Annotated in this window: 24 protein-coding genes; 16 read left to right on the plus strand and 8 right to left on the minus strand. The window is 66.9% G+C overall.

Annotated elements, in window-relative coordinates; translation table 11 throughout:
- Positions 1–238: 238 nt before the first annotated feature.
- Positions 239–688, plus strand: coding sequence for an OsmC family protein (locus VAR608DRAFT_RS20990; protein ID WP_088955813.1), 450 nt, complete (start codon positions 239–241; stop codon positions 686–688).
- Positions 689–713: 25 nt separating this feature from the next.
- Here VAR608DRAFT_RS20990 and coq7 read toward each other — a convergent pair whose 3' ends face one another.
- Entirely contained in the window at positions 714–1,343 is a 630-nt protein-coding gene (gene coq7 / locus VAR608DRAFT_RS20995) for a 2-polyprenyl-3-methyl-6-methoxy-1,4-benzoquinone monooxygenase (RefSeq protein WP_088955814.1), read from the minus strand.
- A gap of 282 nt (positions 1,344–1,625) precedes the next feature.
- Between coq7 and VAR608DRAFT_RS21000 the strand changes: the two genes are divergently transcribed.
- From VAR608DRAFT_RS21000 to VAR608DRAFT_RS21030, 7 genes are all read left to right on the plus strand, one after another.
- The gene (locus VAR608DRAFT_RS21000; protein WP_088955815.1) at positions 1,626–2,891 is read left to right on the plus strand and encodes a porin; all 1,266 of its coding nucleotides are present in this window, start codon (positions 1,626–1,628) and stop codon (positions 2,889–2,891) included.
- A 174-nt stretch (positions 2,892–3,065) separates the two neighbouring features.
- Positions 3,066–4,046 (plus strand): ABC transporter permease, encoded by a 981-nt coding sequence (locus VAR608DRAFT_RS21005; protein ID WP_088955816.1) that lies wholly within the window; start codon positions 3,066–3,068, stop codon positions 4,044–4,046.
- Positions 4,046–5,299, plus strand: a complete 1,254-nt coding sequence (locus VAR608DRAFT_RS21010; protein ID WP_088955817.1) for a M20 aminoacylase family protein — start codon at positions 4,046–4,048, stop codon at positions 5,297–5,299. Before VAR608DRAFT_RS21005 ends, VAR608DRAFT_RS21010 begins: the two co-directional genes overlap by 1 nt.
- Before the next feature lie 28 nt (positions 5,300–5,327).
- Complete coding sequence (locus tag VAR608DRAFT_RS21015; protein WP_088955818.1) at positions 5,328–6,920, plus strand: ABC transporter substrate-binding protein; 1,593 nt, start codon at positions 5,328–5,330, stop codon at positions 6,918–6,920.
- Positions 6,921–7,074: 154 nt separating this feature from the next.
- Positions 7,075–7,986, plus strand: a complete 912-nt coding sequence (locus VAR608DRAFT_RS21020) for an ABC transporter permease (RefSeq protein ID WP_088955819.1) — start codon at positions 7,075–7,077, stop codon at positions 7,984–7,986.
- 207 nt (positions 7,987–8,193) lie between these two features.
- Positions 8,194–9,186 (plus strand): ABC transporter ATP-binding protein, encoded by a 993-nt coding sequence (locus VAR608DRAFT_RS21025; RefSeq protein ID WP_088955820.1) that lies wholly within the window; start codon positions 8,194–8,196, stop codon positions 9,184–9,186.
- A complete protein-coding gene (locus VAR608DRAFT_RS21030; RefSeq protein ID WP_088955821.1) occupies positions 9,183–10,175 on the plus strand; it encodes an ABC transporter ATP-binding protein in 993 nt (330 codons plus the stop codon). The genes VAR608DRAFT_RS21025 and VAR608DRAFT_RS21030 overlap by 4 nt, the downstream gene beginning before the upstream one ends.
- Before the next feature lies 1 nt (position 10,176).
- Here VAR608DRAFT_RS21030 and zwf read toward each other — a convergent pair whose 3' ends face one another.
- Entirely contained in the window at positions 10,177–11,646 is a 1,470-nt protein-coding gene (gene zwf / locus VAR608DRAFT_RS21035) for a glucose-6-phosphate dehydrogenase (protein ID WP_088955822.1), read from the minus strand.
- Between the two features lie 139 nt (positions 11,647–11,785).
- Here zwf and VAR608DRAFT_RS21040 point away from each other — a divergent pair, with 139 nt between their 5' ends.
- The 3 genes from VAR608DRAFT_RS21040 (at position 11,786) to VAR608DRAFT_RS21050 (ending at position 15,879) form a co-directional block, all read left to right on the plus strand.
- Entirely contained in the window at positions 11,786–13,999 is a 2,214-nt protein-coding gene (locus VAR608DRAFT_RS21040) for an ABC transporter permease (protein ID WP_088955823.1), read from the plus strand.
- A 162-nt stretch (positions 14,000–14,161) separates the two neighbouring features.
- Positions 14,162–15,220 (plus strand): ABC transporter ATP-binding protein, encoded by a 1,059-nt coding sequence (locus VAR608DRAFT_RS21045; RefSeq protein WP_443082879.1) that lies wholly within the window; start codon positions 14,162–14,164, stop codon positions 15,218–15,220.
- Complete coding sequence (locus VAR608DRAFT_RS21050) at positions 15,217–15,879, plus strand: HAD family hydrolase (RefSeq protein WP_088955824.1); 663 nt, start codon at positions 15,217–15,219, stop codon at positions 15,877–15,879. Before VAR608DRAFT_RS21045 ends, VAR608DRAFT_RS21050 begins: the two co-directional genes overlap by 4 nt.
- On the opposite strand, the gene VAR608DRAFT_RS21055 is transcribed toward VAR608DRAFT_RS21050, so the two are convergent.
- On the minus strand, positions 15,825–16,496 hold the full coding sequence (locus VAR608DRAFT_RS21055) for a lipocalin family protein (RefSeq protein ID WP_088955825.1): 672 nt from the start codon (positions 16,494–16,496) through the stop codon (positions 15,825–15,827). The genes VAR608DRAFT_RS21050 and VAR608DRAFT_RS21055 overlap by 55 nt on opposite strands.
- 122 nt (positions 16,497–16,618) lie before the next feature.
- On the opposite strand from VAR608DRAFT_RS21055, the gene tal reads away from it, so the two are divergent.
- The 3 genes from tal to VAR608DRAFT_RS21070 all read left to right on the plus strand — a co-directional run bounded on the left by tal (position 16,619) and on the right by VAR608DRAFT_RS21070 (position 19,557).
- Complete coding sequence (gene tal / locus VAR608DRAFT_RS21060; protein ID WP_088955826.1) at positions 16,619–17,569, plus strand: transaldolase; 951 nt, start codon at positions 16,619–16,621, stop codon at positions 17,567–17,569.
- Positions 17,569–19,125, plus strand: coding sequence for a glucose-6-phosphate isomerase (gene pgi / locus VAR608DRAFT_RS21065; protein ID WP_088958894.1), 1,557 nt, complete (start codon positions 17,569–17,571; stop codon positions 19,123–19,125). Before tal ends, pgi begins: the two co-directional genes overlap by 1 nt.
- Before the next feature lie 81 nt (positions 19,126–19,206).
- Complete coding sequence (locus tag VAR608DRAFT_RS21070; protein WP_088955827.1) at positions 19,207–19,557, plus strand: DUF805 domain-containing protein; 351 nt, start codon at positions 19,207–19,209, stop codon at positions 19,555–19,557.
- Between the two features lie 3 nt (positions 19,558–19,560).
- Here the strand turns inward: VAR608DRAFT_RS21070 and msrA are convergent, their stop codons facing one another.
- From msrA to VAR608DRAFT_RS21090, 4 genes are all read right to left on the minus strand, one after another.
- Positions 19,561–20,322, minus strand: coding sequence for a peptide-methionine (S)-S-oxide reductase MsrA (gene msrA, locus VAR608DRAFT_RS21075; RefSeq protein ID WP_088955828.1), 762 nt, complete (start codon positions 20,320–20,322; stop codon positions 19,561–19,563).
- A gap of 2 nt (positions 20,323–20,324) precedes the next feature.
- Positions 20,325–20,591 (minus strand): pentapeptide MXKDX repeat protein, encoded by a 267-nt coding sequence (locus VAR608DRAFT_RS21080; protein WP_088955829.1) that lies wholly within the window; start codon positions 20,589–20,591, stop codon positions 20,325–20,327.
- Positions 20,592–20,677: 86 nt separating this feature from the next.
- A complete protein-coding gene (locus VAR608DRAFT_RS21085; protein WP_088955830.1) occupies positions 20,678–21,469 on the minus strand; it encodes a molybdopterin-binding protein in 792 nt (263 codons plus the stop codon).
- On the minus strand, positions 21,466–22,092 hold the full coding sequence (locus VAR608DRAFT_RS21090) for a cytochrome b/b6 domain-containing protein (protein WP_088955831.1): 627 nt from the start codon (positions 22,090–22,092) through the stop codon (positions 21,466–21,468). The genes VAR608DRAFT_RS21085 and VAR608DRAFT_RS21090 overlap by 4 nt, the downstream gene beginning before the upstream one ends.
- 98 nt (positions 22,093–22,190) lie before the next feature.
- On the opposite strand from VAR608DRAFT_RS21090, the gene VAR608DRAFT_RS21095 reads away from it, so the two are divergent.
- Both VAR608DRAFT_RS21095 and VAR608DRAFT_RS21100 read left to right on the plus strand, forming a co-directional pair.
- Positions 22,191–22,907 (plus strand): response regulator transcription factor, encoded by a 717-nt coding sequence (locus tag VAR608DRAFT_RS21095; RefSeq protein WP_088955832.1) that lies wholly within the window; start codon positions 22,191–22,193, stop codon positions 22,905–22,907.
- Complete coding sequence (locus VAR608DRAFT_RS21100; protein ID WP_088955833.1) at positions 22,904–24,370, plus strand: sensor histidine kinase; 1,467 nt, start codon at positions 22,904–22,906, stop codon at positions 24,368–24,370. The genes VAR608DRAFT_RS21095 and VAR608DRAFT_RS21100 overlap by 4 nt, the downstream gene beginning before the upstream one ends.
- A 64-nt stretch (positions 24,371–24,434) precedes the next feature.
- On the opposite strand, the gene groL is transcribed toward VAR608DRAFT_RS21100, so the two are convergent.
- Complete coding sequence (gene groL, locus VAR608DRAFT_RS21105; RefSeq protein ID WP_088955834.1) at positions 24,435–26,087, minus strand: chaperonin GroEL; 1,653 nt, start codon at positions 26,085–26,087, stop codon at positions 24,435–24,437.
- Between the last annotated feature and the right edge of the window lie 23 nt (positions 26,088–26,110).

Raw genomic sequence — 26,110 nt, forward strand, 5'->3', positions numbered from 1 at the left:
CCGCAGTCGGCTCTCCCAAGAAAAAAGCCCCGGGCCTTGCGGCTCGGGGCTAAATCCACCAATTGGGAGGGTGGAGGAGACAACCGGTGCACACGGCTTCGTGTGCGATGAAATAAAGTATATCGACTGTTTGTTGCATTGCAACAAGCGAGTGACGCTTTTCAGACACAAATTCACGCCGCCGGAACGTTTTTCTCGTTCAACGCGCGTTCGTGACCCCTCCTTGGAGTGATCGAAGATGGAATGTACTGTCAGTTGGACCGGAAATTCCGGCACGCAATCGGCGATGGGCTTCGTCGCCGAGACCGGAACCGGCCATGTCCTGATGATGGATGGCGCGCCCGATGCGGCGAAGCCCGGGAACGGCGGCCGGAACCTGGCACCGCGGCCCATGGAGACGGTGCTCGCCGGCACGGGCGGATGCACCGCCTATGACGTCGTGCTGATCCTCAAGCGCGGCCGGCACCAGGTCGAGCGATGCAGCGTCAAGCTCACCAGCGAACGCGCGGAGAAGGACCCCAAGGTCTTCACGAAGATCCACATGCACTTCACCGTGGCGGGCAAGGGCATTCCGGCTGCGGCAGTGGAACGGGCCATCGCATTGAGCCACGACACCTATTGCTCGGCCAGCGTGATGCTGGGGAAGACGGCCGAGATCACGACCAGCTTCGATCTGATCGATCTCTGATGCAAGGGGCGGCCCATGCGATCCGCTAGATGCGGTGCGCGACCGTCGTCATGACCTTGGCCGCCGCGCGCATCAGCGCCTTGGCCGGCGGCGGCAACTCCCTGGCGCCCGCGCTCCATGCCTGGCTGGCGTGGCGCGCTTCATCCAGCTTCATCTGGTCGATGACGGCCCGCGATGCCGTATCGCCGGCCGGCAATCGGTCCAGATGACCATCGAGATGGGCTTCGACCTGTCGTTCGGTCTCCGCGACGAATCCCAGGCTCAATGCATCGCCGAGCCTTCCCGCAACCAGGCCGAGGCCGAATGCGCCGAGGTACCAGAGCGGATTCAGCATGGACGGGCGCGCCCCCAGTTCATCCAGTCTCTGTTGCGTCCACGCGAGATGGTCGGTTTCTTCGCGCGCGGCGTCATTGAAGTGCATGCGCAGCGCGGGGTCCCGGCTCACCGCGGCCTGCGCGGTGTAGAGCGCCTGCGCGCAGACCTCTCCCACATGATTGACGCGCATCAGGGCGCCGGCTTCGCGGCGTTCCGCGTCGCTCAATGCGCCGGGCGGCGAGGCTGGCGAGGGTGTCGGCCGCGTCGCGTGCGACGAGGCGAAGAGGGTGCGCAGTGCCGCGTCTGCCACCGACAGGACGGAGTCGAGCGATCGGTTCATGAGGCAATTGGAACCGATCTACAAAAGGACACAAATCCCGCGGGGCAGTTTTCGCATTGCGGTACGCCGCGGGTTCGAGATGCTTTGTTGCAGTCGTGCAACGAAACGTCGAGCCCGGCCGACATTTCGGGCGATTTGTTTTGCCCTTGCGGAGCGCCTCTGGTGCAATAGCGTCAACTTCCCAAAAGGAGGTTGGCCCGGGGTCCGGTGGGTGCACAGAAGTGCCAGTCACGGTGAGCCCTTCGCACCGGAGCCCTATGTTTAACCTTGGAGAAACTTGCAATGAAAAAATCTCTAGTCGCCCTGGCTGCTCTGGCTGTCGCCGGCGTTGCTTCGGCCCAGTCGTCCGTGACGCTGTTCGGCGTGGTCGACGCGACCTTCAACGGCTACTCGAACAAGTCGGAAAACGTCTTCGGCCAGACCGCCAAGATCACGAAGAACCAGCTGACGAACTCGGGCTACAACAGCAGCCGTCTGGGTTTCCGCGGTACGGAAGACCTCGGTGGCGGCCTGGCTGCCAGCTTCTGGCTCGAAGCCGGTATCGCCAACGACGACGGCACCACGGGCGGCAACGTTTCGAACGTGACCGGTACGACCACGACGGGTCTCTTCAACCGTCGTTCGACCGTGAGCCTCTCGGGTGCATTCGGTGAAGTCCGCCTCGGCCGCGACTATGTCCCGACCTTCTGGAACGACACCGTGTTCGATCCGTTCGGCACCAACGGCGTTGGCAGCAACCTGATCAATACGGCCAACGGCGGCTCGATCCCCAATGCCACCGGCTTCACGACGAACCAGCTGTACGTCCGCGCCAGCAACTCGGTCGGCTACTTCCTGCCGCCGAACCTGGGTGGTTTCTACGGCCAGGTCATGTACGCTTTCAACGAAGCGACGAAGTATGATCCGGGCATCCTGACCCCGAACGTGGCTAACTCGCAGCGCACCGGCCGTTACGTCGGTGGCCGCTTCGGCTACGCCAACGGCCCGCTGGACGTTGCCGCCGCCTATGGCGAAGCCACGATCGGTGACGATTTCTTCGCTGGTTCGACGAGCACGCTGAAGACCTGGAACCTCGGCGCTTCGTATGACTTCGGCGTCGTCAAGCTCTTCGGTGAGTACTCGCAGGCCAAGAACAAGGTCGACTACTCGGTTCCGAACGTCACCGACATCTTCGCCTTCACCGAACCGGGCGCCAAGGGCTGGCTCCTCGGCGCGACCGTGCCGGTCGGCCCTGGCCTGATCCGCGCTTCGTACTCGGCCGTCAAGTACAGCGACCTGCGCATCCCCGGAGCCACGAACGCCATCAGCCAGAACCTGACCCAGGTCTTCGGCCTGCAAGATCCGAAGGCTGACAAGTGGGCGATCGGCTACGTGCACAACCTGTCGAAGCGCACGGCCCTGTACACCACCGTGGCCTACGTCAACAACAAGGACAACCGCCTGACCGGCAACGGTCTGTCGACCACCGGTTCTTACGTGAGCACCACCACCGGCTACGTCCCGAAGACCTCGACGGCCTACGACATCGGCATCCGTCACGCTTTCTGATCTGACGCTGGCATAAGCCAGCATCAATGGGAAGTTCCTGAAAGCCACTCGACGAAAGTCGAGTGGCTTTTTTTTCATTTCGACCGCGATGTGTGCCGCCGCACCACACTGGGGAACTCCTGCATGGGCATGTACCTTGCTGCTGCTAGCATCGATGAACACTTCATCTGCTGAATGATCGCTTTCGTACTGCGCCGCCTGATTCAGGCCGTGATCGTGATGGTCGCGGTTGCCTTCATCGCCTTCCTCCTCTTCCAGTACGTCGGTGACCCGGTGGTGTTCCTGCTCGGGCAGGATGCCAAGCCCGAGCAGATCCGGGAGCTGCGTACGGCCCTCGGGCTCGACCAGCCCTTCTTCGTCCAGTTCTGGCATTTCCTCGTCAATGCCTCGCAGGGGGAATTCGGCCTGAGCCTGAGGCAGGGTGCGAAGGTGTCCCGGCTGATCGCGGAGCGCTTCCCGGCCACGCTCGAACTGTCGATGGTGGCCGCCGTCCTGGCGCTCGCGATCGGCGTCCCGATGGGCGTCTACGCCGCGCTGCGGCGCGGCAGCTTCATGAGCCAGGTGTTCATGACGCTGTCGCTGCTCGGCGTTTCGCTGCCGCCTTTCCTGGTCGGCATCCTGCTGATCCTCGTCTTCGCGGTCCTGCTCGGATGGCTTCCGAGCTTCGGTCGCGGAGAGGTGGTTCGATTCGGCTGGTGGAGCACGGGCCTGTTGCGCGCCGACGGCTGGACGCACATCGTGCTGCCGGCCGCGACGCTGGCGATCTTCCAGCTCACGCTCATCATGCGTCTGGTCCGGGCGGAGATGCTCGAGGTGCTGCGTACCGACTACATCAAGTTCGCTCGCGCACGCGGGCTCTCCGACCGCGCGATCCACTTCGGCCATGCGCTGAAGAACACCCTGGTGCCGGTGATGACCATCACCGGGCTCCAGCTCGGCGGCCTGATCGCCTTCTCGATCATCACCGAGTCCGTCTTCCAGTGGCCCGGCATGGGGCTGCTGTTCATCCAGGCGGTGACCTTCGCCGACATCCCGGTGATGGCGGCCTACCTCTGCCTGATCGCGCTGATCTTCGTCGTCATCAATCTCGTGGTCGATCTGCTCTACTTCGTCGTCGATCCGCGATTGCGCGTCGGCACTGCAGGAGGACACTGATGACTGAACCCCGTTTGCAGGCGTCCGGAAGGGCGTTTGCCCATATCGCCCGCTTCCACCCCGAGATCACCGCGTTCCGGCGCGATCTGCATGCGCATCCCGAGCTCGGCTTCGAGGAGGTCTACACCTCCGGCCGCGTGACCGAGGCGCTCCGGGTCTGCGGGGTCGACGAGATCCACACCGGCATCGGCAACACGGGCGTGGTCGGCGTGATCCGCGGGCGCTCGACCGGAAGCGGCCGCATGATCGGCCTGCGCGCCGACATGGATGCCTTGCCGATGTGCGAGGACAACGACTTCGCATGGCGCTCGGCCAAGAACGGCCTGATGCATGGCTGCGGACACGACGGCCACACCGCGATGCTGGTCGGCGCGGCGCGCTATCTGGCGGAGACGCGCAACTTCGACGGCACCGCGGTATTGATCTTCCAGCCCGGCGAGGAAGGCTTCGCGGGCGCGCGCGTGATGATCGAGGACGGCCTGTTCGATCGCTTCCCGGTCGAGTCGGTCTACGCGATGCACAACTGGCCGGGGCTGCCGGCCGGCACCGTGGGCATCAACCGCGGCGCCATGATGGCGGCGGCGGACCGCATCACGATCGAGGTCACGGGCAAGGGCGGGCACGGCGCGCACGCCTATCTCACGGTCGATCCGGTCGTGGTGTCGGCGCACATCATCACGGCCGTGCAGAGCATCGTGTCGCGCAACGTGCGGCCGATCGACGCGGCGGTGATCAGCATCTGCGCGGTACAGGCCGGCGATCTCAGCGCGATGGCCGTGGTGCCGGGCAGGGCCACGCTGGTGGGCACGGTGCGCACCTTCAGCTCGCGCGTGCAGGAGCAGGTCGAGCGCCGTCTCGCCGAGCTGTGCTCGGCGGTCGCCGCGGGCTTCGGCGCGACGGCGCACGTGAAGTTCGAGCGCATCTATCCGGCCACCATCAACACCGCGCCCGAGGCGCAGTTCGCGGGCGACGTCGCGCAGTCGCTGGTCGGCGCGCACAACGTCGAGCGCAACATGGAGCCCAGCATGGGCGCCGAGGACTTCTCCTTCATGCTGCAGCAGAAGAAGGGCGCCTACCTGCGCATCGGCCAGGACGCGAAGGGCGGCGCCTTCCTGCACAACAGCCGCTACGACTTCAACGATGAAATCCTGCCGCTCGGCGCCGCGCTGCATGCGGGTCTGATCGAGCAGGGCATGCCGCTGGCCGCCGAGGCCGGCAGCCCAAGAAGCAAGATGGCCCAGGCGGCCTCTTGAACCTTTCCAACCCAGAGGAGTGCTTCACATGAGTCTGAAGAAAAACGTGATCGCCGCGGCGATCCTGTCCGTGCTCGCGGCCACGAGCCTGGTGGCCGGCGCGCAAACCATTCGCATCGCGAACCAGGGGGACGCACTTTCGCTCGACCCGCACTCGCTCAACGAATCGCTGCAGCTGAGCGTGACCTCGAATGCCTACGAGCCGCTCGTGGGCCGCAACAAGGACCTGAGCCTCGCGCCGCTGCTCGCCACGAGCTGGAAGCAGACTTCGCCGAACGTGTGGCGCTTCGAATTGCGCCGCGGCGTGACCTTTCATGACGGCACGCCGTTCACGGCCGACGACGTGGTCTTCAGCTTCGCCCGCGCGAAGGGCGACGGCTCCGACATGAAGGCGACGCTCAGTGACATCAAGGAAGTGCGCAAGGTCGGCGATCTCGCGGTCGAGATCGAAACCAACGGCCCGTTCCCGATCCTGCCCGACGTCATCACGCTGACGATGATGATGAGCAAGAAGTGGTGCGAGGAAAACGGCGCAGCCAAGCCGGTCGACAAGCGCAAGGGCGTCGAGAACACCGCATCGTTCAAGGCCAACGGCACCGGGCCGTTCCGCGTGCGCGAGCGCCAGCCCGATGTGCGCACCGTGTTCACGCGCAACCCCAACTACTGGGGCAAGATCGAAGGCAACGCACAGGAGATCGTCTTCACGCCGATCGCCAACCCGGCGACCCGCGTCGCCGCGCTGATCTCCGGCGAAGTCGACGTCATGGAGCCGGTGCCGGTGCAGGACATCGCGCGCATCAATGCCAGCCCGAACGCCCGCGTGATCGCCGGCCCCGAGCTGCGCACGATCTTCCTGGGCATGGACCAGAAGCGCGACGAACTGCTCTACTCGAACGTGAAGGGCAAGAACCCCTTCAAGGACAAGCGCGTGCGCCAGGCCTTCTACCAGGCCATCGACATCGCCGGCATCCAGCGCACCGTCATGCGCGGCGCATCGCGCCCGACCGCGCTGATGGTCGGCCCCGGCATCAACGGCTGGAATGCCGAGCAGGACAAGCGCCTGCCCTACGACATCGACGCGGCCAAGAAGCTCCTGGCCGACGCGGGCTACCCGAACGGCTTCGAGGTGTCGATGAACTGCCCGAACGACCGCTACGTGAACGACGCGCAGATCTGCCAGGGTGTCGCCGCCGGCCTGGCGCGCATCGGCGTCAAGATCAATCTGGTGGCCGAGACCAAGGGCAGCTACTTCCCGAAGGTGCTGCGCCGCGACACCAGCTTCTACATGCTGGGCTGGACGCCGACCACCTACGACTCGCACAACGCGCTGAGCTCGCTGATGGCGTGTCCGGACGACAAGGGCACGGGCCAGTTCAACCTCGGTTCGTACTGCAATCCGAAGCTCGACGAGCTGACCCGGAAGATCCAGTCCGAGACCGACAAGAACAAGCGCAACGAGATGATCAAGGAAGCCTTCAAGATCCACTCGGACGACATCGGCCACCTGCCGCTGCACCAGCAGTCGCTCGCCTGGGGCGTGAGCAAGAAGGTGGAGCTCACGCAGCTCGCCGACAACTTCATGTTCTTCAAGTGGATGAGCATCAAGCCGCAGCAACCTTGAGCTCACCCCCAGCCTCGCCCACTTCGTGTGGCTCTGACACCCCCTTCTGGGGGCAAGCCCAGCGGCCCGGCCAAGCCGGTTCCGCGGGCTTCCTGGGCTTGGCCGTGCCGATGTCGCGGGTCGCGTGTCGCGTGAAGCGCGGTGGAACACAACGATGAACAAGACAATTGCACGCTGGCTCGACAGCGATGTCGGCTACAGCTTCCGCAGCTCGCCCGTGGCGATGCTCGCGGCGGTGATCGCCTTCGTCTGCGTCTTCTGCGCGGTCTTCGCCAACTGGGTGTCGCCGCACGACCCGTTCAACCTCGCGGTGCTCGAACTGGGCGATGCACGGCTGCCGCCGGCATGGAGCGCCGAGGGCACGACCAAGTACCTGCTCGGCACCGATGACCAGGGCCGTGACATCCTCTCGGCGCTGATGTACGGCGCGCGGATCTCGCTCGTGGTCGGGCTGGTGTCGGTGCTGCTGTCGCTGGTCGTCGGCGTCGCGCTCGGCCTCGCCGCAGGCTTCTTCGGCGGATGGCTCGATGCCTTCCTGATGCGCCTGTGCGACGTGATGCTGTCCTTTCCGCCGATCCTGATCGCGCTGCTGATCGCCGGCATCGGCCGTGCGCTCTTTCCCGACGCGCACGGGTCACTGGCCTTCGGCGTGCTCATCATCTCGATCTCGCTCGCGGGCTGGGTGCAGTACGCGCGCACGGTGCGCGGGTCCACGCTCGTCGAGCGCCACAAGGAATACGTGCAGGCCGCGCGCGTCACCGGCGTGCCGCCGGTTCGCATCATGCTGCGCCACGTGCTGCCCAACGTGATGGGGCCGGTGATGGTGCTGGCGACGATCCATGTCGCCACCGCGATCATCACCGAGGCCACGCTGTCCTTCCTCGGCGTCGGCGTGCCGCCGACCTCGCCTTCGCTCGGGACGCTGATCAACACCGGGCGCGACTACCTGTTCTCCGGCGAATGGTGGATCACCGTCTTTCCGGGGCTCATGCTGGTGCTGATCGCCCTCAGCGTGAACCTCCTGGGCGACTGGCTGCGCGATGCGCTCAATCCCAGACTTCGATGAACACCCCCGTTGCTTGCTCACTTCGTGTAGCCTCCTCCGAGTCGCTGCCAGAGGCAGCGGCTCTTCAGGCCCGTCCAAGCCTGCATTGGCAGGCTCGGAGCCGCGGTCCTCAGCCCCTCAAGGGGGCAACACCAGCGGACCGGCGAAGCCGGACCCGCGGTGTTTCACCAACGGGCCTGGCTTCGCCGGCCGATGGCAGATAGCACCATGAGTCTTTTGCAGGTCAGCAACCTCGTCGTCGAGTTTCCGCACCGGCACGGCACGCTGCGGGCGCTGGACGACATCTCCTTCGATATCGCGCCCGGTGAAATCCTCGGCGTGGTCGGCGAGTCCGGCGCGGGCAAGTCGCTCACCGGCGCGGCCATCATCGGCCTGCTGGAGCCGCCCGGCCGCGTGGCAGGGGGCGAGATCCGCCTCGAAGGCCAGCGCATCGACAACCTCGGGAACGAGGCGATGCGCCGCATCCGCGGGCGCAAGATCGGCGCGATCTTCCAGGACCCCCTGACCTCGCTCAATCCGCTCTACACGATCGGCCGGCAACTCACCGAGACCATCCGCACGCACCTGCCGGTGGGCGAGCAGGAGGCGCGCCGGCGCGCGATCGGGCTGCTGGAAGACACCGGCATCCCCGGCGCCGCGCAGCGCATCGACCACTATCCGCACCAGTTCTCCGGCGGCATGCGGCAGCGCGTGGTGATCGCGCTGGCGCTGGCGGCCGAGCCCAAGCTGATCGTGGCGGACGAGCCGACCACCGCGCTCGACGTCTCGATCCAGGCGCAGATCATCCAGCTGCTCAAGGGCATCTGCAAGGAGCGCGGCGCGGCGGTGATGCTGATCACGCACGACATGGGCGTGATCGCCGAGACCTGCGACCGCGTGGCCGTGATGTATGCCGGCCGCATCGCGGAGATCGGGCCGGTGCAGGAGGTGATCCACCAGCCGGCGCATCCATACACCTCGGGCCTCATGGCCTCGATTCCCGACATGACGATGGACCGCGAGCGCCTCAACCAGATCGACGGCGCGATGCCGAGGCTCAATGCGATTCCGGGCGGCTGCGCGTTCAATCCGCGCTGCCCGCGCGTCTTCGACCGCTGCCGGGTCGACCGCCCCGATCTGATGAATGCGGGCGCCACGCGGGCCGCCTGCTGGTTGCACGCGGCCGCGCCGGCCCACGCAGAAGCCGAGGTCATCCGATGAATGCACTGGTGCAGGCCAACGACCTGGCCAAGAATTTCGACGTCTCGCCGCCCTGGCTCAACCGGGTGCTGGAGCGCAAGCCGCGCGTGCTGCTGCGCGCGGTCGACGGCGTGAGCTTCACGATCGAGCGCGGCAAGACGATGGCGCTCGTCGGCGAATCCGGCTGCGGCAAGAGCACGGTGGCGCGGCTGCTCGTGGGCCTGTACGAGCCCTCGCGCGGCGGCATGCACTTCGACGGGCAGGATGTGCATGCGGCCTACAGGAGTCCCGGCGGCCGCGCGCTGCGGCGCCGCATCCAGATGATCTTCCAGGACCCCTACGCGAGCCTCAACCCGCGCTGGACCGTCGAAGCCATCATCGGCGAGCCGCTGCGTGAGCACGGCATCCTGAAGGAAGGCCCCGCGCTGAACGAGCGCGTCGGCGAGCTGCTGAAGTCGGTGGGCCTGAGCCCGGCCGACATGGTGAAGTACCCGCACCAGTTCTCCGGCGGGCAGCGCCAGCGCATCTCGATCGCCCGGGCGCTGGCGACGCAGCCGGAATTCCTGGTGTGCGACGAGCCGACCTCGGCGCTCGACGTGAGCGTGCAGGCGCAGGTGCTCAACATCATGAAGGACCTGCAGCGGCAGCAGGGGCTGACCTATCTGTTCATCTCGCACAACCTTGCGGTGGTGCGGCATGTGGCCGACCAGGTGGGCGTGATGTATCTCGGGCGGCTGGTCGAGCTGGCCGACAAGCACAAGCTGTTCGAGTCGCCGCAGCACCCGTACACCCGCATGCTGCTCGATGCCATCCCGCAGATGAAGCACGTGGGCCGGTCGCGCACGCCCGTGCAGGGCGAGGTGCCGAACCCGCTCGATCCGCCACCGGGTTGCACCTTCCATCCGCGCTGCCCGCTCGCCAACGAGCGCTGCAAGACCGAACGCCCGCAGCTGCTGTCATTGCGCGGCGTGCAGGTGGCATGCCACGCAGTGGAGGAAGGTCGAGACTAGGCTACTGTTCCTCGCCCCAGGCGTAACCGTCGCGGGCAATCATGGCGCTCGACGCGCTCGGGCCCCAGGTGCCGGCGGCATAGGGGCGCGGTGTGCCGTCGGAGCTCCAACTGTCGATCAGCGGTTCGACCCAGCGCCAGGCCACCTCCTGCTCGTCGCTGCGCACGAAGAGGTTCAACCGCCCGTCGATCACGTCCAGCAGCAGACGCTCATAGGCGCCCACCCGTTCCGAGCCGAAGCGCTTGTCGAAGTCGAGGTCGAGTTGCACCGGTGCGAGCTGCGGTCCCACACGCCGGTTGCCATTGCGCTGCCGGTTGTCCTGCGCCTGCGCGAGCATGTGGAGCTCCAGGCCATCCTTGGGCTGCAGGTTGATGACCAGCTTGTTCACCGAGTTCGCCGGCGCGCGGAAGATCGCGTGCGGTGTCTCCCGGAAGCTGACCTCGATGCGTGCGTCGCGTGACGCCAGCCGCTTGCCGGTGCGGATGTAGAGCGGCACGCCGGCCCAGCGCCAGTTGGCGATCTCGGTGCGCAGCGCCACGAAGGTCTCGGTGCGGCTGTCGGGATCCACGCCCGGCTCCTCGCGATAGCCCGGCACCCGTTCGCCGTAGGCGGTGCCCGCGGTGTACTGGCCGCGGATCGCGTGCAGCCCGATCGATTCGGCCGTCCACGGCTTGAGCGCGCGCAGCACCTTGAGCTTCTCGTCGCGGATCGCATCGGCATGGGCGTTGATCGGCGGCTCCATGCCGATCGCGCAGACCAGTTGCAGCGCGTGGTTCTGCACCATGTCGCGCAGCGCGCCGGTCTGGTCGTAGAAGGCGCCGCGCTTCTCGACGCCGAGGTCTTCCGCGATGGTGATCTGGATGTTGGCGATGTGCTCGCGGCGCCAGATCGGCTCGAACAGCGCGTTGCCGAAACGCATCGCGAAGAGGTTCTGCACCGAGGGCTTGCCCAGGTAGTGGTCGATGCGGAACACCTGCTGCTCGGCCAGCACCTTGCGCACCGCGCTGTTGATCGCGCGGTTCGAGGCGAGGTCGTGGCCCAGCGGCTTTTCGAGCACCACGCGGGTCTGCTCTCCGTTGAGGCCCGCTGCCGCGATCTGTTCGACCACCTGCGTGAACAGCGCCGGTGCGGTCGCGAGGTACATCACCACGACATTGGCATTGCGCGCCTTCAGCTTCTCCGCGAGCTTCTGGTAGTCCGCCGGCTGCGAAAGATCCATGCGCAGGAAATAGAGCAGCGAGGCGAACTTCTTGAATTCTTCGGGAGACGGCCGCTTGGCGCCTTCGACCGCATTGAAGCGCGCCTGGATCAGCTCGCGGTAGGCGTCGTCGTCGAGGTCGTCGCGCGCGATGCCGATGATGCGGCCACCCTCGGGCAAGGTGCCGTGCCGGAATGCCTGGAAGAGGGCAGGCATCAGCTTTCGCCATGCGAGGTCGCCGGTGCCGCCGAAAAGTACGAGATCGAAACTCATGGATACATCCCTGTGGTTGCGAAGGGGCGAGCATGAAGCTTGCCAGCGAATGGTACTTGTACCGATCCGGTCATTCGTGACTCCGCGCTAAGCTGAAAGCGGCCCGCGGGGCCATTTTTGTTTTTTCGACGAGGACCTCATGCACGGGCGGCGCAGCCCCAACCGATCCATCTGGACCTGCATCGTCGCGGGCCTCGTCGGCTACCTCGCACTGCCGTGGTACGCGATCCAGGACACCGCGTGGTACGAGGCGATTCCGCAGGTGTTCGGCGATGGCGAAGCGGCCAACGGCGTGATGCAGGCGGCGTTCCAGGGCCGCAGCTGGCTCTGGATCGGTCTCATCGGGCTGGCCTTGTGCCTGCTCGGCGGCCTGCTTCGCGGCGGACGCGCGCAGGGGCGGCTCTTGTTCATCGGCGGCGCGGTGGGGAGCATCGGCCTGGCATTGAGCGGCTTCCTCATCGGCGCGCGGGGCTGGTCGCTGGCGATCCTCAACACGCAGCTCGGCGAGCTGCCGGTGAACCAGTTCGGGATGGGCGCAGGCGGGTTCGTGGCGTTCTCGGCGCTGCTGCTGCTGGCGGCGTTCGGGATCGCGCGCCTGGGCTTTTTCAAGGGCGATCTTTTCGTCGCCGGCGCGGTGATCGCCTCGGGCGTGCTGATGGCGGTGTTCATCGCCTACCCGGTGAGCAAGGCGCTGGCGGGGGCCTTTCTCGACGAGGACGGGCGCTGGTCGTCGGCCGCGTTCCTGGCGCGCATCGCCACCGAGCGCGTGTGGGGGCTGGGCTGCCTCACGGGCGGCGTTCGTTGCGGCGTTGCGTGGAACACGCTGGTGCTCGCGCTGCTCACCGCGGCGGGCACGACCTTCCTCGGCACGCTGATGGCGCTCGTGGCCGAGCGCGGCAGCCGGCGCTGGCAGGCGCCGCTGCGCGTGCTCGCGCTGCTGCCGATCATCACGCCGCCGTTCGTGGTCGGCCTCGGCTTGATCCTGCTCTTCGGCCGCGCGGGCGTGGTCAACCAGCTGCTCGAAAGCGCCTTCGGCATCGAGCCCACGCGCTGGTTCTACGGCATGCCGGGCGTGCTGGTCGCGCAGCTCTTCGCGTTCACGCCGATCGCCTTCATGATCATGCGCGGCGTGGTGCAGGGCGTGGCGCCGAGTCTCGAGGAGGCGGCGCTGATGCTGCGCGCAGACCGTCGCCGCGCCTTCTTCACGATCACGCTGCCGCTCATCAGGCCGGGGCTCGCGAATGCGTTCCTCGTCGGCTTCATCGAAAGCATCGCGGACTTCGGCAACCCGATCGTGGTCGGCGGCCAGTTCTCGGTGCTGTCGACGGACATCTTCTTCGCGATCGTCGGCGCGCAGTACGACCAGGGCCGCGCCGCTTCGCTGGCATGGGTGCTGACCTTCTTCGCGCTCGCGGTGTTCGCGCTCCAGCGCGGGCTGCTCGGCCGGCGCAGCTACACCACGGTGAGCGGCAAGGGCGATGCCGGCATCGCGATGCCGCTGCCGGACGGCGTGCGGCACGCGATCTACTGCATCGCCCTGCCGTGGATCGTGTTCACGGTGGTGGTCTACCTCTTCGCCTTCGCGGGCGGCTTCGTGCAGACCTGGGGGCGCGACTACAGCTTCACGCTCCATCACTTCAGGACGGCGTTCGCGCTCGAGTGGGGCCAGTTCGGCGTGGTGTGGGCGGGCACCGCGTGGAATTCGCTCATCACCACGCTCAAGCTCGCGGGCATTTCCGCGCCGCTCACCGCCGGGCTGGGCCTCTTGATCGCGTGGCTGCTCTCGCGCAACGAATTCAGGGGCCAGGGCGCCTTCGAGTTCGCGGCGCTGCTGGCCTTTGCCATACCGGGCACGGTGCTCGGCGTGAGCTACATCCTTGCGTTCAACGTGCCGCCGCTGGAGCTCACGGGCACCGGGCTCATCATCGTGCTGTGCTTCATGTTCCGGAACCTGCCGGTCGGCGTGCGTGCGGGCACGGCGGCGTTCAAGCAGATCGACCGCTCGCTCGACGAGGCCTCGCTCATGCTGCGCGCATCGACCTCGCAGACGCTCTTCAAGGTGGTGCTGCCGCTCTTGAAGCCGGCGCTGGCGGCGGCGCTGGTCTACAGCTTCGTGCGCGCGATGACGACGGTGAGCGCGGTGATCTTCCTGGTCACGGCCGAGAACGAACTCGCAACCACCTACATCATCGGCCGCGTCGGCAACGGCGACTACGGCGTCGCGCTCGCCTATTGCACGGTGCTCATGATCCTGATGGCGGCGGCGATCGTGCTCGTGCAGCTCGTCGTCGGCGAGCGCAAGCTCGGCCGCCGCAAGGCCGACGCGCCCGCGCTGGTCCCGGTCGCGACCTGAAATGAAACTCACCCCCAGCCTCGCCCACTTCGTGTGGCTCGGACACCCCCTCTCCGGGGGCAACCCCGGCGGCCCGGCAAAGCCGGTTCCGCGGGGTTCCTGGCCTTTCGCGCGCCGGTTTCATGCGTCGCGGGTCACGCGATAGCGTGGTGGAAAACTCAAATGCAGGAACCCATGAGCAACGGCATCGAATTTCGCAACGTCACCAAGCGCTACGGGAAGAACGCGAACGCGCCGCTGGCGGTCAAGGGCATCAGCTTCGAGGTGCCGGCCGGCACGCTGACCACCATCCTCGGCCCTTCGGGCTGCGGCAAGACGACCACGCTGCGCATGATCGCCGGCCTGGAATCCCCCACCTCGGGCACGATCATCATGGGCGGCCGCGACGTCACCGGGCTCGGCCCCGCCGAGCGCAACGTGAGCATGATGTTCCAGAGCTATGCGCTCTTCCCGCACATGAACGTGATCGAGAACGTGAGCTACGGCCTGCGCATGAGCGGCATGCGGAAGGACGAAGCCCGCGCGCGGGCGCGCGATGCGCTGAAAGGCGTCGGCCTGGTCGATTTCGACGAGCGGCTTCCGAGCGAGCTCTCCGGCGGGCAGCAGCAGCGCGTGGCGCTGGCGCGTGCGCTGGTGCTGGAGCCCGCGGTGCTGCTGTTCGACGAGCCCCTGTCGAACCTCGACGCACGGCTGCGCCGCGAGATGCGCGAGGAAATCCGCAACCTGCAGCAGCGCCTGCAACTCACGGTGGCCTACGTCACGCACGACCAGAGCGAGGCCCTGGCGGTGAGCGACCAGATCATCGTGATGGACCATGGCGTGATCGCCCAGCGCGGCACGCCCGAGCAGCTCTACGGCAACCCGGAAAGCGAATTCGTCGCCGGCTTCATGGGCGAGGCGATGGTGTTCCCGGCGCTCGCGCAGCCCGACGGGCGGGTGCAGATGGGGCCGCTGACCCTGACGCCGCACCACGCGGTCGCGCCCGGCATCGTCAAGGTCGCGGTGCGGCCGGAGGCCTGGTACATCGGTGCCGCGGTGGGCCTGCCGGCCACGGTGCGCAAGGCGTCTTTCCTCGGCAACTTCTACGAGTATGCTTTCGACACCGCGCTCGGTTCGGTGTTCGTCGTGTCGACCGACCTCGTGCATCCGCTTGCCGCCGGCGCGCAGACCCACCTGTCCCTGACCAACCACGGCGTCTCCATCGTGCCGGTTGCCCTATGAATGTCGTTTTCGACCTCGGTGCCGTTCTTCTGACCTGGGAACCGGTGGACCTGGTGCAGACCCATTTCCCGGCCCATGCGCCCACGGCCGATGCGGCGCACGCGCTCGCGAGCCAGATGTTCCACCACGAGGACTGGCTCGGCTTCGACCGCGGCACGCATTCGCTCGACGACGCGATCGGCCGCATGGCCCTGCGTCTTTCCTTGCCGAGCGATCGGCTGACCGAGGTGCTTGCGCCCATGGGCGAGAGGCTGGAGCCGATCGGGGTCACGGTGGACCTGCTCGCCAGGCTGCGCGATCGGCGCGATGCCGGCGAAGACCTGCGGCTCTACTACCTCTCGAACATGCCGGCGCCCTATGCGCGGGTGCTCGAATACCGCCATGCCTTCTTCGCGTGGTTCGATGGCGGCATCTTTTCCGGCGACGTGAAGGTGGTGAAGCCGCAGCGCGGCATCTACGACCTGCTGGCGCAGCGCTACGGCCTCCAGGCCTCGGAGACCGTCTTCATCGACGATTCCGCCGCCAACGTCGCGGCCGCACGCGAGTTCGGCTGGAAGGCGATCCACTGCGAACGGCCGAGCCAGGTGCCCGCCCAACTCGCGGCCTATTTGCCGGTCAGCTCCACCTTGTCGACATCGAAGCCGAGCGTGCGCGCGTAGTCGAGCTCCGCGTGGAGCATCGCCACGTCGAGTACCGGCGCGCGCGACAGCACCCACAGGCACCTGCGGTCGGGCGTGCCTACCAGCGCGACCTGGTAGTCGCGGTCCAGCTTCAGGATCCAGTAGTCGCCCCACACGGCCGGCAGCCAGGCCAGCCAGTCGGGCGCGAAACGCACTTCGAGCCGGCCCGCCCCCGGCTGGCCCGGAACCTCCACCACGCGCGCCGTGCCGACCGATTCGTCGAGGCGTCCGTCGTCCAGGATGCAGCGGTTGCGCACTCGCACGCTGCCGTCGTCCGTCACGGTGTATTCGGCCGTCACCGGGCCCGCGCATCGGCGTTCGGACCGGTTCGGCAAACGCGCCTGTTCGTGCCAGAGGCCCGCGTAACGCCGCAGATCGACGGGTGCGACCACCTGCAGGGGCGCGCGCATCAGCGGCGCGCCGTCCGCCGGGCCGGGGACCGCGCCGTTGCGTGCCGTGCGCGCGGTGGAAAGCGCCAGCAGCGTCAGCGCGCTGCCGACGCAGAAGGCAGTGGCCAGCGTTCCGATCGAGGCGCTCATGGCGCGGTCGTCGAAGGCGGCGGCGGGCGGTGGTGCCCGGCGAGTGCGCAGACCCATGGAGTTCCTCCTGAGTGTCCTGAGTGAAGTGGGTGGAACAGCCGAGACTAGCGACGCGCGGCAGGGGCCCGCGTCAGCCGGGGACCACACGAGCTGTAGTTTTGCGGCGGGATAATGGCCGCATGAACCAACTCGATACCCTCCGTCAGTGGACCACCGTGGTAGCCGACACCGGTGATTTTCGCCAGCTCGCCCAGTTCAAGCCGCGCGATGCGACGACCAATCCGTCGCTCATCCTGAAAGCGGTGCAGAAGCCGGAATACCGGCCGCTGCTCGACGAGGCGGTCCGCAAGCACGACGGAATGCCCATCGACGAGGTGATCGACCGCCTGCTGGTGCGCTTCGGCACCGAGATCCTCTCGATCATTCCCGGCCGCGTGTCCACCGAGGTGGATGCACGGCTGAGCTTCGATACCGAGGCGACGATCGCGCGCGCCGAGCGCATCGTGGCGCTGTACCGCGCCGAGGGCATCGACGTCGAGAAGCGCCTGCTGATCAAGATCGCCTCCACCTGGGAGGGCATCGAGGCGGCGCGCCGGCTCGAGCAGAAGGGCATCCACTGCAACCTGACGCTGCTCTTTTCGTTCGCGCAGGCGGTGGCCTGCGGGGCGGCCGGGGTGCAGCTCATTTCGCCCTTCGTCGGCCGCATCTACGACTGGTACAAGAAGTCGGCCGGCAGCCACTGGGTCGAGACGGAGAACGCCGGCGCCAACGACCCGGGCGTGAAATCCGTTCGCACGATCTTCGACTACTACAAGAAGCACGGCATCCGGACCGAGGTCATGGGCGCGAGCTTCCGCAACGTGGGCCAGATCGCGGCGCTGGCCGGCAGCGACCTGCTGACCATCAGCCCGGAGCTGCTCGCCGAACTCGCCACCAGCGAAGCGCCGCTCGCGCACGCGCTGGACGCCGAAGCGGCGAAGCGCAAGGACATCCCGAAGGTCGCCTTCGACGAGCCGGCATTCCGATATGCGCTGAACGATGACGCCATGGCCACCGAGAAGCTCGCCGAAGGCATCCGCGCCTTCGCCGCCGACGCGGTGAAGCTCGAGAAGCTCATGGGAGCCTCATGATGCAGCGCACGCGCGCAGACCGGGCGGCTGCCTGGGCATCGCTCGAGGCGCACTACGAGGCGAGCGGCAAGGGCTTCGATCTGCGGCGCGCCTTTGCGGAGGATGCGAAGCGCTTCGAGGCGCTGAGCCAGTCGGCGCCCCATGTGTTCGCGGACCTGTCGAAGAACCTGATCGACGCGCGCACCGAGGCCTTGCTCATGGCGCTGGCCCGCGAAACGGGGCTGGAGGCGCATCGGGACGCGATGTTCGCCGGCCAGCACATCAATGCCACCGAGAAGCGCGCGGTGCTCCACACCCTGCTGCGCACGCCACAGGGCGCTGCGGTGGATGCGGGCCTTGCGTCGGCGTTCAACGATGTCCAGGCGACGTTGAGCGCGATGCTGGCCTTCGCCGAGGCGGTCCGCGCGGACCACACGATCACCGACGTGGTCAACATCGGCATCGGCGGGTCCGACCTCGGGCCGCAGATGGCGGTGCTGGCGCTCGAAGCCGACGTCGCGCCCGGCAAGCGCTTCCACTTCGTCTCCAACGTCGACGGCCATGAACTCAATGGCGTGCTGCGGGGACTCGCGCCGGAACACACGCTGTTCCTGATCGCGTCGAAGACCTTCACCACCGCCGAGACGATGGCCAATGCGCACTCGGCCAAGCGCTGGTTCGAACAGTCGGGCAGCGTCGACATCGCGCGCCATTTCGCGGCCCTCACCACCAACGTCGAGGCGGCGCGCGCGTTCGGCATCGAGACCACCTTCGGCTTCTGGGACTGGGTCGGCGGGCGCTACTCGCTGTGGTCCGCCATCGGCCTGCCGATTGCGCTGGCGATCGGGTCGGAGGGCTTCCGGCGGCTGCTGGCCGGCGCGCGTGCGATGGATGAACACTTCCTCACCGCGCCGCTCGAACAGAACCTGCCGGTGCGGCTGGGCCTGCTCGATGTCTGGTACCGGAACTTCCACCGCTTCTCGAGCCGTGGCATCGCGCCGTACCACAGCCCGCTCCGGCGGCTGCCGGCCTATCTGCAGCAGCTCGAGATGGAGAGCAACGGCAAGCAGGTCGACATGGACGGCAAGCCGGTGCCGTTCGGCACTTCGCCGGTGCTCTGGGGCGAACCCGGCACCAACGGGCAGCATGCCTACTTCCAGATGCTGCACCAAGGCACGGACGTGATTCCGCTGGAGTTCATCGCGGTGCGCGATGCGGCCCACGACCTCGAAGGCCACCACCCCAAGCTGCTCGCGAACGCGCTGGCGCAGGCCCAGGCGCTGATGGTCGGGCAGGCCGATGCCGGCGGTCACAGGAACTTCCCGGGCAACCGGCCCAGCAGCTTCTTCGTGCTCGAGAAGCTGACGCCGGAATCGCTGGGGGCCTTCGTCGCGCTCTACGAGCATCGCGTGTTCACGAGCGGCTCGGTGTGGGGCATCAACAGCTTCGACCAGTGGGGCGTGGAGCTCGGCAAGGTGCTGGCCAGGGACATCGAGCCGCGGCTGGCTTCCGGCAATGTCGAGGGGCTGGACTCTTCCACGGCGGGGCTGCTTCGGAAGTTGCGGCCGCGAGCTTGACGGCCGTCATCGGCATTGGCAGCGCTGCTCGATATGATGGCCGCGGGGCTGTCCCGTGGGAATCAATGAGAGGAGTTGCTCATGAACTTTCAACAGGCCGTTCAGACCTGCTTTCGCAAGTACGTCGACTTTTCCGGCCGCGCCTCGCGGCCCGAATATTGGTGGTTCGTCTTGGCGTACGTGATCCTTTCCTTCGCCGCCCGCCTCATCAACGACTACCTCTACCTGCTGGTGGTCCTGGCCTTCCTGCTGCCGCTGCTGGCCGCCGGCGCCCGGCGTCTGCATGACGTGGGCAAGTCCGCGTGGCTGCTGCTGATCGGGCTGGTCCCCGTCATCGGCGGGCTGGTGCTGCTCTACTTCACGGTGCAGCCGAGCCAGGCCGAGTCCAACGCCTACGGGCCGCCGCCGCAACCCCAGCCGGCGAGCGTCTGAGCTTCAGGCGCCGGAACCCACCAGCACCGGCTTCGCGCGATAGCGATCCGGAAACACCCGTTTCAGGTTGTCGATCTTCGGCAGGTCGTTGTACGCGATGTACGGGTGGTCCGGGTTGCGGGTCATGAAGTCCTGGTGGTAGGCCTCGGCCGGGTAGAAGGCCTTGAGCGCCTCGACCGTGGTGGCGATCGGCTTGCCGAACACCTTCGCGCGGTCGAGCTGCGCGATGTAGGCCTTGGCGATGCGCGACTGCTGCGGGCTCGACGCAAAGATCGTCGAGCGGTACTGCATGCCGACGTCCGGCCCTTGCCGGTTCAGTTGGGTCGGATCGTGGGCGACCGAGAAATAGATCTGCAGGATCTGTCCATAGCTGATCTGTTGGGGGTCGAAAGTGATCCGGACCGATTCGGCGTGGCCCGTGTTGCCCATGCCGACCGCGTCGTACTGGGCCGTGCCGGCCTCGCCGCCGGCATAGCCGGAGACGGCGCTGGTCACGCCCTTGACGTGCTGGAACACGCCCTGCACGCCCCAGAAACAGCCGCCGGCGATCACTGCTGTCTCCGGGCCGGCGCCGGACGTCGATGGCGCATCTTCGGCCGGCGGGGGAATCACCACCGCCGGTTCGGCCGCGAACGAGGGCCCGACACGCGACAGCGCCGCGGCCGCCGCGAGTGCCAGCAGGACCAGCACGGGGCGCCGGGCCAGTCCGCTGGGCCGCGCGCCGTGCGGGCGCGTGGCAGGCGATGAGGGAAAAGGGAGGTTCATGGCTACTTTTTCATTTCGTCCTTGGCCATTCCATCCTTCGACATGCCGTCCTTCGACATGGCGTCCTTGGCCATCGAGTCCTTCTTCATGGCGTCCTTCGCCATCGAGTCCTTCTTCATGCTGTCCTTGGTCATCGAGTCTTTCTTCATGCTGTCCTTGGTCATGGCATCTTTCGACATGGCGTCCTTGCTCATGTCGTCGGCCGCGAAGGCCGAAGCCGAGCCGATGGCCAGGAAGCCGGCGAGGAGCGTAGTGGTGAGCTTGTTCATTTTCGGAAATCCTCAAGTTGAAGTTTCGATGGGCACGGTTCGAGCGAACACGGCCGCGCGTTTTCAACAGCATCGAGCCGGTGGACTCAACTGCCGCCGAACCAGTTGTAGCCCTGGTCTTCCCAGTAGCCGCCAGAGTAGGTGTTGGTGACGAAGATCGCCTGGATGTGCTTGGGGTTCTTGTAGCCCAGCTTGGTGGGCATCCGCAGCTTCATCGGGAAGCCGTATTTGGGCGGCAGCGGCTGGCCGTCCCAACTCAGCGCGAGCAGGGTCTGCGGATGCAGCGCCGTCGCCATGTCGATGCTGGTGTAGTAGTCGTCGGCGCATTTGAAGCCGACGTATTTCGCGCTCGTGTCGGCGCCGACCCTGCGCAGGAAATCGGCGAACGGGACGCCGCCCCACTTGCCGATCGCGCTCCAGCCTTCGACGCAGATGTGCCGCGTGACCTGGTCGCGCTGCGGCATCGCCCGCAGGTCGGCCAGGGTCCAGCTGCGCTTGTCGGCGACCAGGCCCGTCACTTCGAGCCGAAAGCCGGCCTCCTCGACCACCCGGACCTCGTCCTCGCCGTAGTAGGCGTTGAACGGGAACGGCCGCGTGATCATCGATTCGGGATAGGTCGGCGCCAGCCGGTTCGGGTCGAACAGCCAGCCCTGCGCCGCGTCGTTGAAGCGCGAGATGCGGCCCAGCGCCGCTTCGACGGTACTGTTGTCGCTGATGCTGCAGCCCGTCAGCAGCGACAGGCCACCCAGGGTCAGCGAGCGTTGCAGGAAGGCGCGCCGCGCCGGCTGCTCGATGCGGCGCCCGATCTGCCTGCGCGCCTCGGCAAGCACCGCTTCGCTGTCGATCGCGGGCGGAACGGGTCGTTTGAGGATCTTCATGCGGCCTCCTTGCCGTGGCTGCTGAGCATCGTGAGCAGGGTGCGCGGCACCAGCGCGACCATCACGAGGTGCAGCGCGACGAAGCACACCAGCGCCGCCATCGCGAAGAAATGAATCCGGCGCGCGAATTCGTAGCCGCCCAGCAGTTCGCGCAACAGCGGGAACTGGACCGACTTCCACAGCACCAGGCCCGACAGCACGATCAGGACCAGGTCGAGCATCACGAACAGGTAGGCCAGGCGCTGCACGTTGTTATAGCGGCGCGGATCGGCGTGCGAGAGCTTGCCGCGCAGGGCCGCGACCGCGTCGCGCCAGATCCCGGCCGGCGTGAGCGGGAAGAACTTGCGCTTGAGCCGGCCGCTCGCGATGTTCATGCTGAGGTAGACCAGGCCGTTGATCACCAGCAGCCACATGGCGGCGAAGTGCCATTGCAGCGCGCCGGCGAGCCAGCCGCCCAGGGTGATGGAGGCCGGGATCTCGAAGCCGAACAGCGGCGAGGCGTCGTAGATGCGCCAGCCGCTCGTGACCAGCACCAGCACCGCAACCGCATTGACCCAATGCGTGATGCGCATCCACAGCGGATGGATCGGTGCACTCTTCGGTGGCGGGAGTTCGCGTTGCATGGGGCGGATTGTTGGCCGCACCTGCTGGCCGATTCATCACGAAGAGTTCAATTAATCGTGACAAACGGGCTCGCGATATCGCCGCACAATCCTGTGCCATGGACACCGCCAGACGCGTTCTGATCGTCGAGGACGACGCCGACATCGCCGAGCTGATGCGCATGCACCTGCAGGACGAGGGCTTTGCCATCACGCATGCGGCCGATGGCGACGCCGGCTTGCGCGAACTCGAGCGCGGCAGCTGGGATGCGCTGATCCTCGACCTGATGCTGCCGGGCGTCGACGGCCTCGAGATCTGCCGCCGTGCCCGGGCCATGACCCGCTACACCCCGATCATCATCACCAGCGCCCGGTCCAGCGAGGTGCATCGCATCCTGGGGCTGGAGCTTGGTGCGGACGACTACCTGGCCAAGCCGTTCTCGGTGCTGGAACTGGTGGCGCGGGTGCGGGCGCTGCTGCGCCGCAGCGATGCCCTGGCGCGCAATGCGCGGATGGAGGCGGGGCGTCTTGACATCGGCAATCTCGGCATCGATCCGGTGGCGCGGGAGGTGCAGGTCGACGGCAAGCCGGTCGAGCTCACGCCGCGCGAATTCGACCTGCTGCACTTCTTCGCCCGCCATCCGGGCAAGGTGTTCTCGCGCCTCGACCTGCTGAACCAGGTCTGGGGCTACCAGCACGACGGCTACGAGCACACGGTCAACACCCACATCAACCGGCTGCGGATGAAGATCGAGGCCGATCCGGCGCAGCCGAGCCGGATCCTCACGGTCTGGGGTCGCGGCTACAAGCTGGCGGCGCAGGAGGGCGGGCCATGAATCTCCTTGCGGGCAGCCTGTCGCGCCGCCTCTCGCTGGTGTTCGCCGCGCTGCTGCTGGCCTGCTGCGGCGCCTCGATCTGGCTGCAGATGCAGGCCAGCGGTCGCCACGAGCAGGAGGTGACGCAGCGCCTTTCCCGCGGCTTGGCCGCGCACATCGCGGAGAACTCGACGCTGATGGAGCGCGATGGGCTCAACCAGGCGGCGGTGCACGACCTGTTCGACAAGCTGATGGCGGTCAACCCCAGCGTCGAGGTCTACCTGCTGGGTCTCGATGGCCGGATCCAGGCCCAGGCCGCCCCACCCGGGCACCTGAAGCGGGACCGGGTCGATCTCGCGCCGGTCCGCCGCCTGCTCGAAGGCGCGCCGTTGCCGATCGTCGGCGACGACCCGCGCAGCGGCGGTGCGCGCAAGGTGTTCAGCGCGGCGCCACTCACCATCGACGGCCGCGAGGTCGGCTATGTCTACGTCGTGCTGTCGGGCGAGGAGCGCGATGCGCTGTTGGCCGATGCCGCGGCCAGCAATGTGCTGCGCACGACGCTGGTGTCGGTGGCGCTGGTGGCCTTGCTGGGCCTGATCGCGGGCCTGGCGGCATTCCATCTGATCACGCGGCCGCTGCGCGAGCTGACCGGCGCCGTGCGCAAGTTCGAAAGCGAGGGCATGGCGGCGCTGCCGGACGCCGCGCCGGCCTTCGAGCGCGCCAGCCGCGGCGGCGACGAGATCGCCACCCTGGCCCAGGCGTTCACCCAGATGACGCAGCGCATCGCCGAGCAATGGCGCGAACTCACGCGGCAGGATCAACAGCGGCGCGAACTGTTCGCCAACATCTCGCACGACCTGCGCACACCGCTGACCTCGTTGCACGGCTACCTCGAGACGCTGCTCGTCAAGGCCGACATGCTGGACCTCGCGGAGCGCCGTCGCTACCTGGAGATCGCGCTGGCGCAAAGCCGCAAGGTCTCGCGGCTGTCGCAGGAGCTGTTCGAGCTGGCGCGCCTGGAATACGGCGTCGTCAAGCCGGAGAAGGAACATTTCGCACTGGCCGACCTTGTGCAGGACGTGTTCCAGAAGTTCGAACTGTCGGCCGAGGCGCGCCAGCAGCGGCTGGTGGCGGACATCGCGCCCTCATTGCCGGCCGTGACGGCCGATCTCGGCATGATCGAGCGCGTGCTGACCAACCTGCTCGACAACGCGATCCGCCACACGCCCGCGGGCGGCGAGATCGTGGTGCAGTTGCGGCCGGACGAGGCGGGCGTGCGGGTCGAGATCAGCGACACCGGCCCCGGCATCCCGAGCGAGTTGCGCACCGCGCTGTTCACGCGGCCGATGTTCTCTTCGGCCGGAGGGCGCAGCGGCGGCCTCGGGTTGCTGATCGTCCAGCGCATCCTGCAGCTGCACGGCAGCGACATCCGCCTGCTGCCTCGGCCCGAGAAGGGGGCCGTGTTCTCGTTTCTGCTGACCTAGGCGAAAAAAAACCTCGCGGCTTTCGCTCGCGAGGTTTTTCGTCTGGCTGGAAGCCGGGCGTGAATTACATGCCCATGCCGCCCATGCCACCCATGCCGCCCATGTCGGGCATGCCGCCGCCGGCAGCCGGCTCGTCCTTCGGTGCTTCGGCGACCATGGCTTCGGTCGTCAGCAGCAGCGAAGCCACCGAGGCAGCGTTCTGCAGAGCGGTGCGGGTGACCTTCGTCGGGTCCAGGATGCCCAGCTCGAGCATGTCGCCGTAGGTGTCGTTCTGGGCATTGAAGCCGTAGTTGCCCTTGCCGGCCAGAACTGCGTTCACCACGACGCTGGCTTCGCCGCCGGCGTTGTTCACGATTTCGCGCAGGGGCGCTTCGACCGCCTTCAGGACCAGCTTGATGCCGGCGTCCTGGTCGGCGTTGTCGCCCTTGATCTTGTCGCCCACGGCTTGCTTGGCACGCAGCAGTGCCACGCCGCCACCGGCCACCACGCCTTCTTCCACTGCAGCGCGGGTGGCGTGCAGGGCGTCTTCGACGCGCGCCTTCTTTTCCTTCATTTCGACTTCGGTGGCAGCGCCGACCTTGATCACGGCCACGCCGCCGGCCAGCTTGGCCACGCGCTCTTGCAGCTTTTCGCGGTCGTAGTCGCTGGTGGCTTCCTCGATCTGCACGCGGATCTGCTTCACGCGGGCTTCGATGTCGGCGTTGGCGCCGGCGCCGTCGATGATGATGGTGTTTTCCTTGCCCACTTCGATGCGCTTGGCCTGGCCGAGGTCAGCCAGCGTCACCTTCTCGAGGGTCAGGCCCACTTCTTCGGCGATGACCTTGCCGCCCGTCAGGATGGCGATGTCTTCGAGCATGGCCTTGCGGCGGTCGCCGAAGCCAGGCGCCTTGACGGCCACGACCTTCAGGATGCCGCGGATGGTGTTGACCACCAGCGTCGCGAGGGCTTCGCCTTCGACTTCCTCAGCGATGATCAGCAGCGGACGGCCGGCCTTGGCGACTTGTTCCAGCGTCGGCAGCAGGTCGCGGATGTTGCTGATCTTCTTGTCGAACAGCAGCACGAACGGGTTCTCGAGGATCGCGCTCTGCTTTTCGGGGTTGTTGATGAAGTAGGGCGACAGGTAGCCGCGGTCGAACTGCATGCCTTCGACGACGTCGAGTTCGCTGTCGAGCGACTTGCCGTCTTCGACGGTGATGACGCCTTCCTTGCCGACCTTGTCCATCGCGTCAGCGATGATCTTGCCGATCGTCTCGTCGCTGTTGGCCGAGATCGAGCCGACTTGCGCGATTTCCTTCGAGGTGGTGGTGGCCTTCGATGCCTTCTTCAGCTCTTCGACCAGGGCCGCGACGGCGCGGTCGATGCCGCGCTTGAGGTCCATCGGGTTGATGCCGGCGGCCACGTACTTGAAGCCTTCGCGAACGATGGCCTGGGCCAGCACGGTCGCGGTGGTGGTGCCGTCACCGGCGTTGTCCGAGGTCTTCGAGGCCACTTCCTTCACGAGCTGGGCGCCCATGTTCTGGAACTTGTCCTTGAGTTCGATTTCCTTGGCGACCGACACGCCGTCCTTGGTCACCGTGGGGGCGCCGAAGGAGCGCTCGAGCACCACGTTGCGGCCCTTGGGACCGAGGGTGACCTTGACTGCGTTGGCGAGGATGTTCACGCCTTCGACCATGCGCGCGCGGGCTTCGCCGCCGAAGACTACGTCTTTTGCTGCCATGTGATTTCTCCGAGATTCAGTTT

It is taken from the genome of Variovorax sp. HW608, assembly GCF_900090195.1.
Taxonomy (GTDB): Bacteria; Pseudomonadota; Gammaproteobacteria; order Burkholderiales; family Burkholderiaceae_C; genus Variovorax.

Bases quoted from the DNA above. Each gene is read 5' to 3' on its own strand.
- VAR608DRAFT_RS20990 (WP_088955813.1), top strand. From the start codon at position 239: ATGGAATGTACTGTCAGTTGGACCGGAAATTCCGGCACGCAATCGGCG.
- coq7 (WP_088955814.1), bottom strand. From the start codon at position 1,343: ATGAACCGATCGCTCGACTCCGTCCTGTCGGTGGCAGACGCGGCACTG.
- VAR608DRAFT_RS21000 (WP_088955815.1), top strand. From the start codon at position 1,626: ATGAAAAAATCTCTAGTCGCCCTGGCTGCTCTGGCTGTCGCCGGCGTT.
- VAR608DRAFT_RS21005 (WP_088955816.1), top strand. From the start codon at position 3,066: ATGATCGCTTTCGTACTGCGCCGCCTGATTCAGGCCGTGATCGTGATG.
- VAR608DRAFT_RS21010 (WP_088955817.1), top strand. From the start codon at position 4,046: ATGACTGAACCCCGTTTGCAGGCGTCCGGAAGGGCGTTTGCCCATATC.
- VAR608DRAFT_RS21015 (WP_088955818.1), top strand. From the start codon at position 5,328: ATGAGTCTGAAGAAAAACGTGATCGCCGCGGCGATCCTGTCCGTGCTC.
- VAR608DRAFT_RS21020 (WP_088955819.1), top strand. From the start codon at position 7,075: ATGAACAAGACAATTGCACGCTGGCTCGACAGCGATGTCGGCTACAGC.
- VAR608DRAFT_RS21025 (WP_088955820.1), top strand. From the start codon at position 8,194: ATGAGTCTTTTGCAGGTCAGCAACCTCGTCGTCGAGTTTCCGCACCGG.
- VAR608DRAFT_RS21030 (WP_088955821.1), top strand. From the start codon at position 9,183: ATGAATGCACTGGTGCAGGCCAACGACCTGGCCAAGAATTTCGACGTC.
- zwf (WP_088955822.1), bottom strand. From the start codon at position 11,646: ATGAGTTTCGATCTCGTACTTTTCGGCGGCACCGGCGACCTCGCATGG.
- VAR608DRAFT_RS21040 (WP_088955823.1), top strand. From the start codon at position 11,786: ATGCACGGGCGGCGCAGCCCCAACCGATCCATCTGGACCTGCATCGTC.
- VAR608DRAFT_RS21045 (WP_443082879.1), top strand. From the start codon at position 14,162: ATGCAGGAACCCATGAGCAACGGCATCGAATTTCGCAACGTCACCAAG.
- VAR608DRAFT_RS21050 (WP_088955824.1), top strand. From the start codon at position 15,217: ATGAATGTCGTTTTCGACCTCGGTGCCGTTCTTCTGACCTGGGAACCG.
- VAR608DRAFT_RS21055 (WP_088955825.1), bottom strand. From the start codon at position 16,496: ATGGGTCTGCGCACTCGCCGGGCACCACCGCCCGCCGCCGCCTTCGAC.
- tal (WP_088955826.1), top strand. From the start codon at position 16,619: ATGAACCAACTCGATACCCTCCGTCAGTGGACCACCGTGGTAGCCGAC.
- pgi (WP_088958894.1), top strand. From the start codon at position 17,569: ATGCAGCGCACGCGCGCAGACCGGGCGGCTGCCTGGGCATCGCTCGAG.
- VAR608DRAFT_RS21070 (WP_088955827.1), top strand. From the start codon at position 19,207: ATGAACTTTCAACAGGCCGTTCAGACCTGCTTTCGCAAGTACGTCGAC.
- msrA (WP_088955828.1), bottom strand. From the start codon at position 20,322: ATGAACCTCCCTTTTCCCTCATCGCCTGCCACGCGCCCGCACGGCGCG.
- VAR608DRAFT_RS21080 (WP_088955829.1), bottom strand. From the start codon at position 20,591: ATGAACAAGCTCACCACTACGCTCCTCGCCGGCTTCCTGGCCATCGGC.
- VAR608DRAFT_RS21085 (WP_088955830.1), bottom strand. From the start codon at position 21,469: ATGAAGATCCTCAAACGACCCGTTCCGCCCGCGATCGACAGCGAAGCG.
- VAR608DRAFT_RS21090 (WP_088955831.1), bottom strand. From the start codon at position 22,092: ATGCAACGCGAACTCCCGCCACCGAAGAGTGCACCGATCCATCCGCTG.
- VAR608DRAFT_RS21095 (WP_088955832.1), top strand. From the start codon at position 22,191: ATGGACACCGCCAGACGCGTTCTGATCGTCGAGGACGACGCCGACATC.
- VAR608DRAFT_RS21100 (WP_088955833.1), top strand. From the start codon at position 22,904: ATGAATCTCCTTGCGGGCAGCCTGTCGCGCCGCCTCTCGCTGGTGTTC.
- groL (WP_088955834.1), bottom strand. From the start codon at position 26,087: ATGGCAGCAAAAGACGTAGTCTTCGGCGGCGAAGCCCGCGCGCGCATG.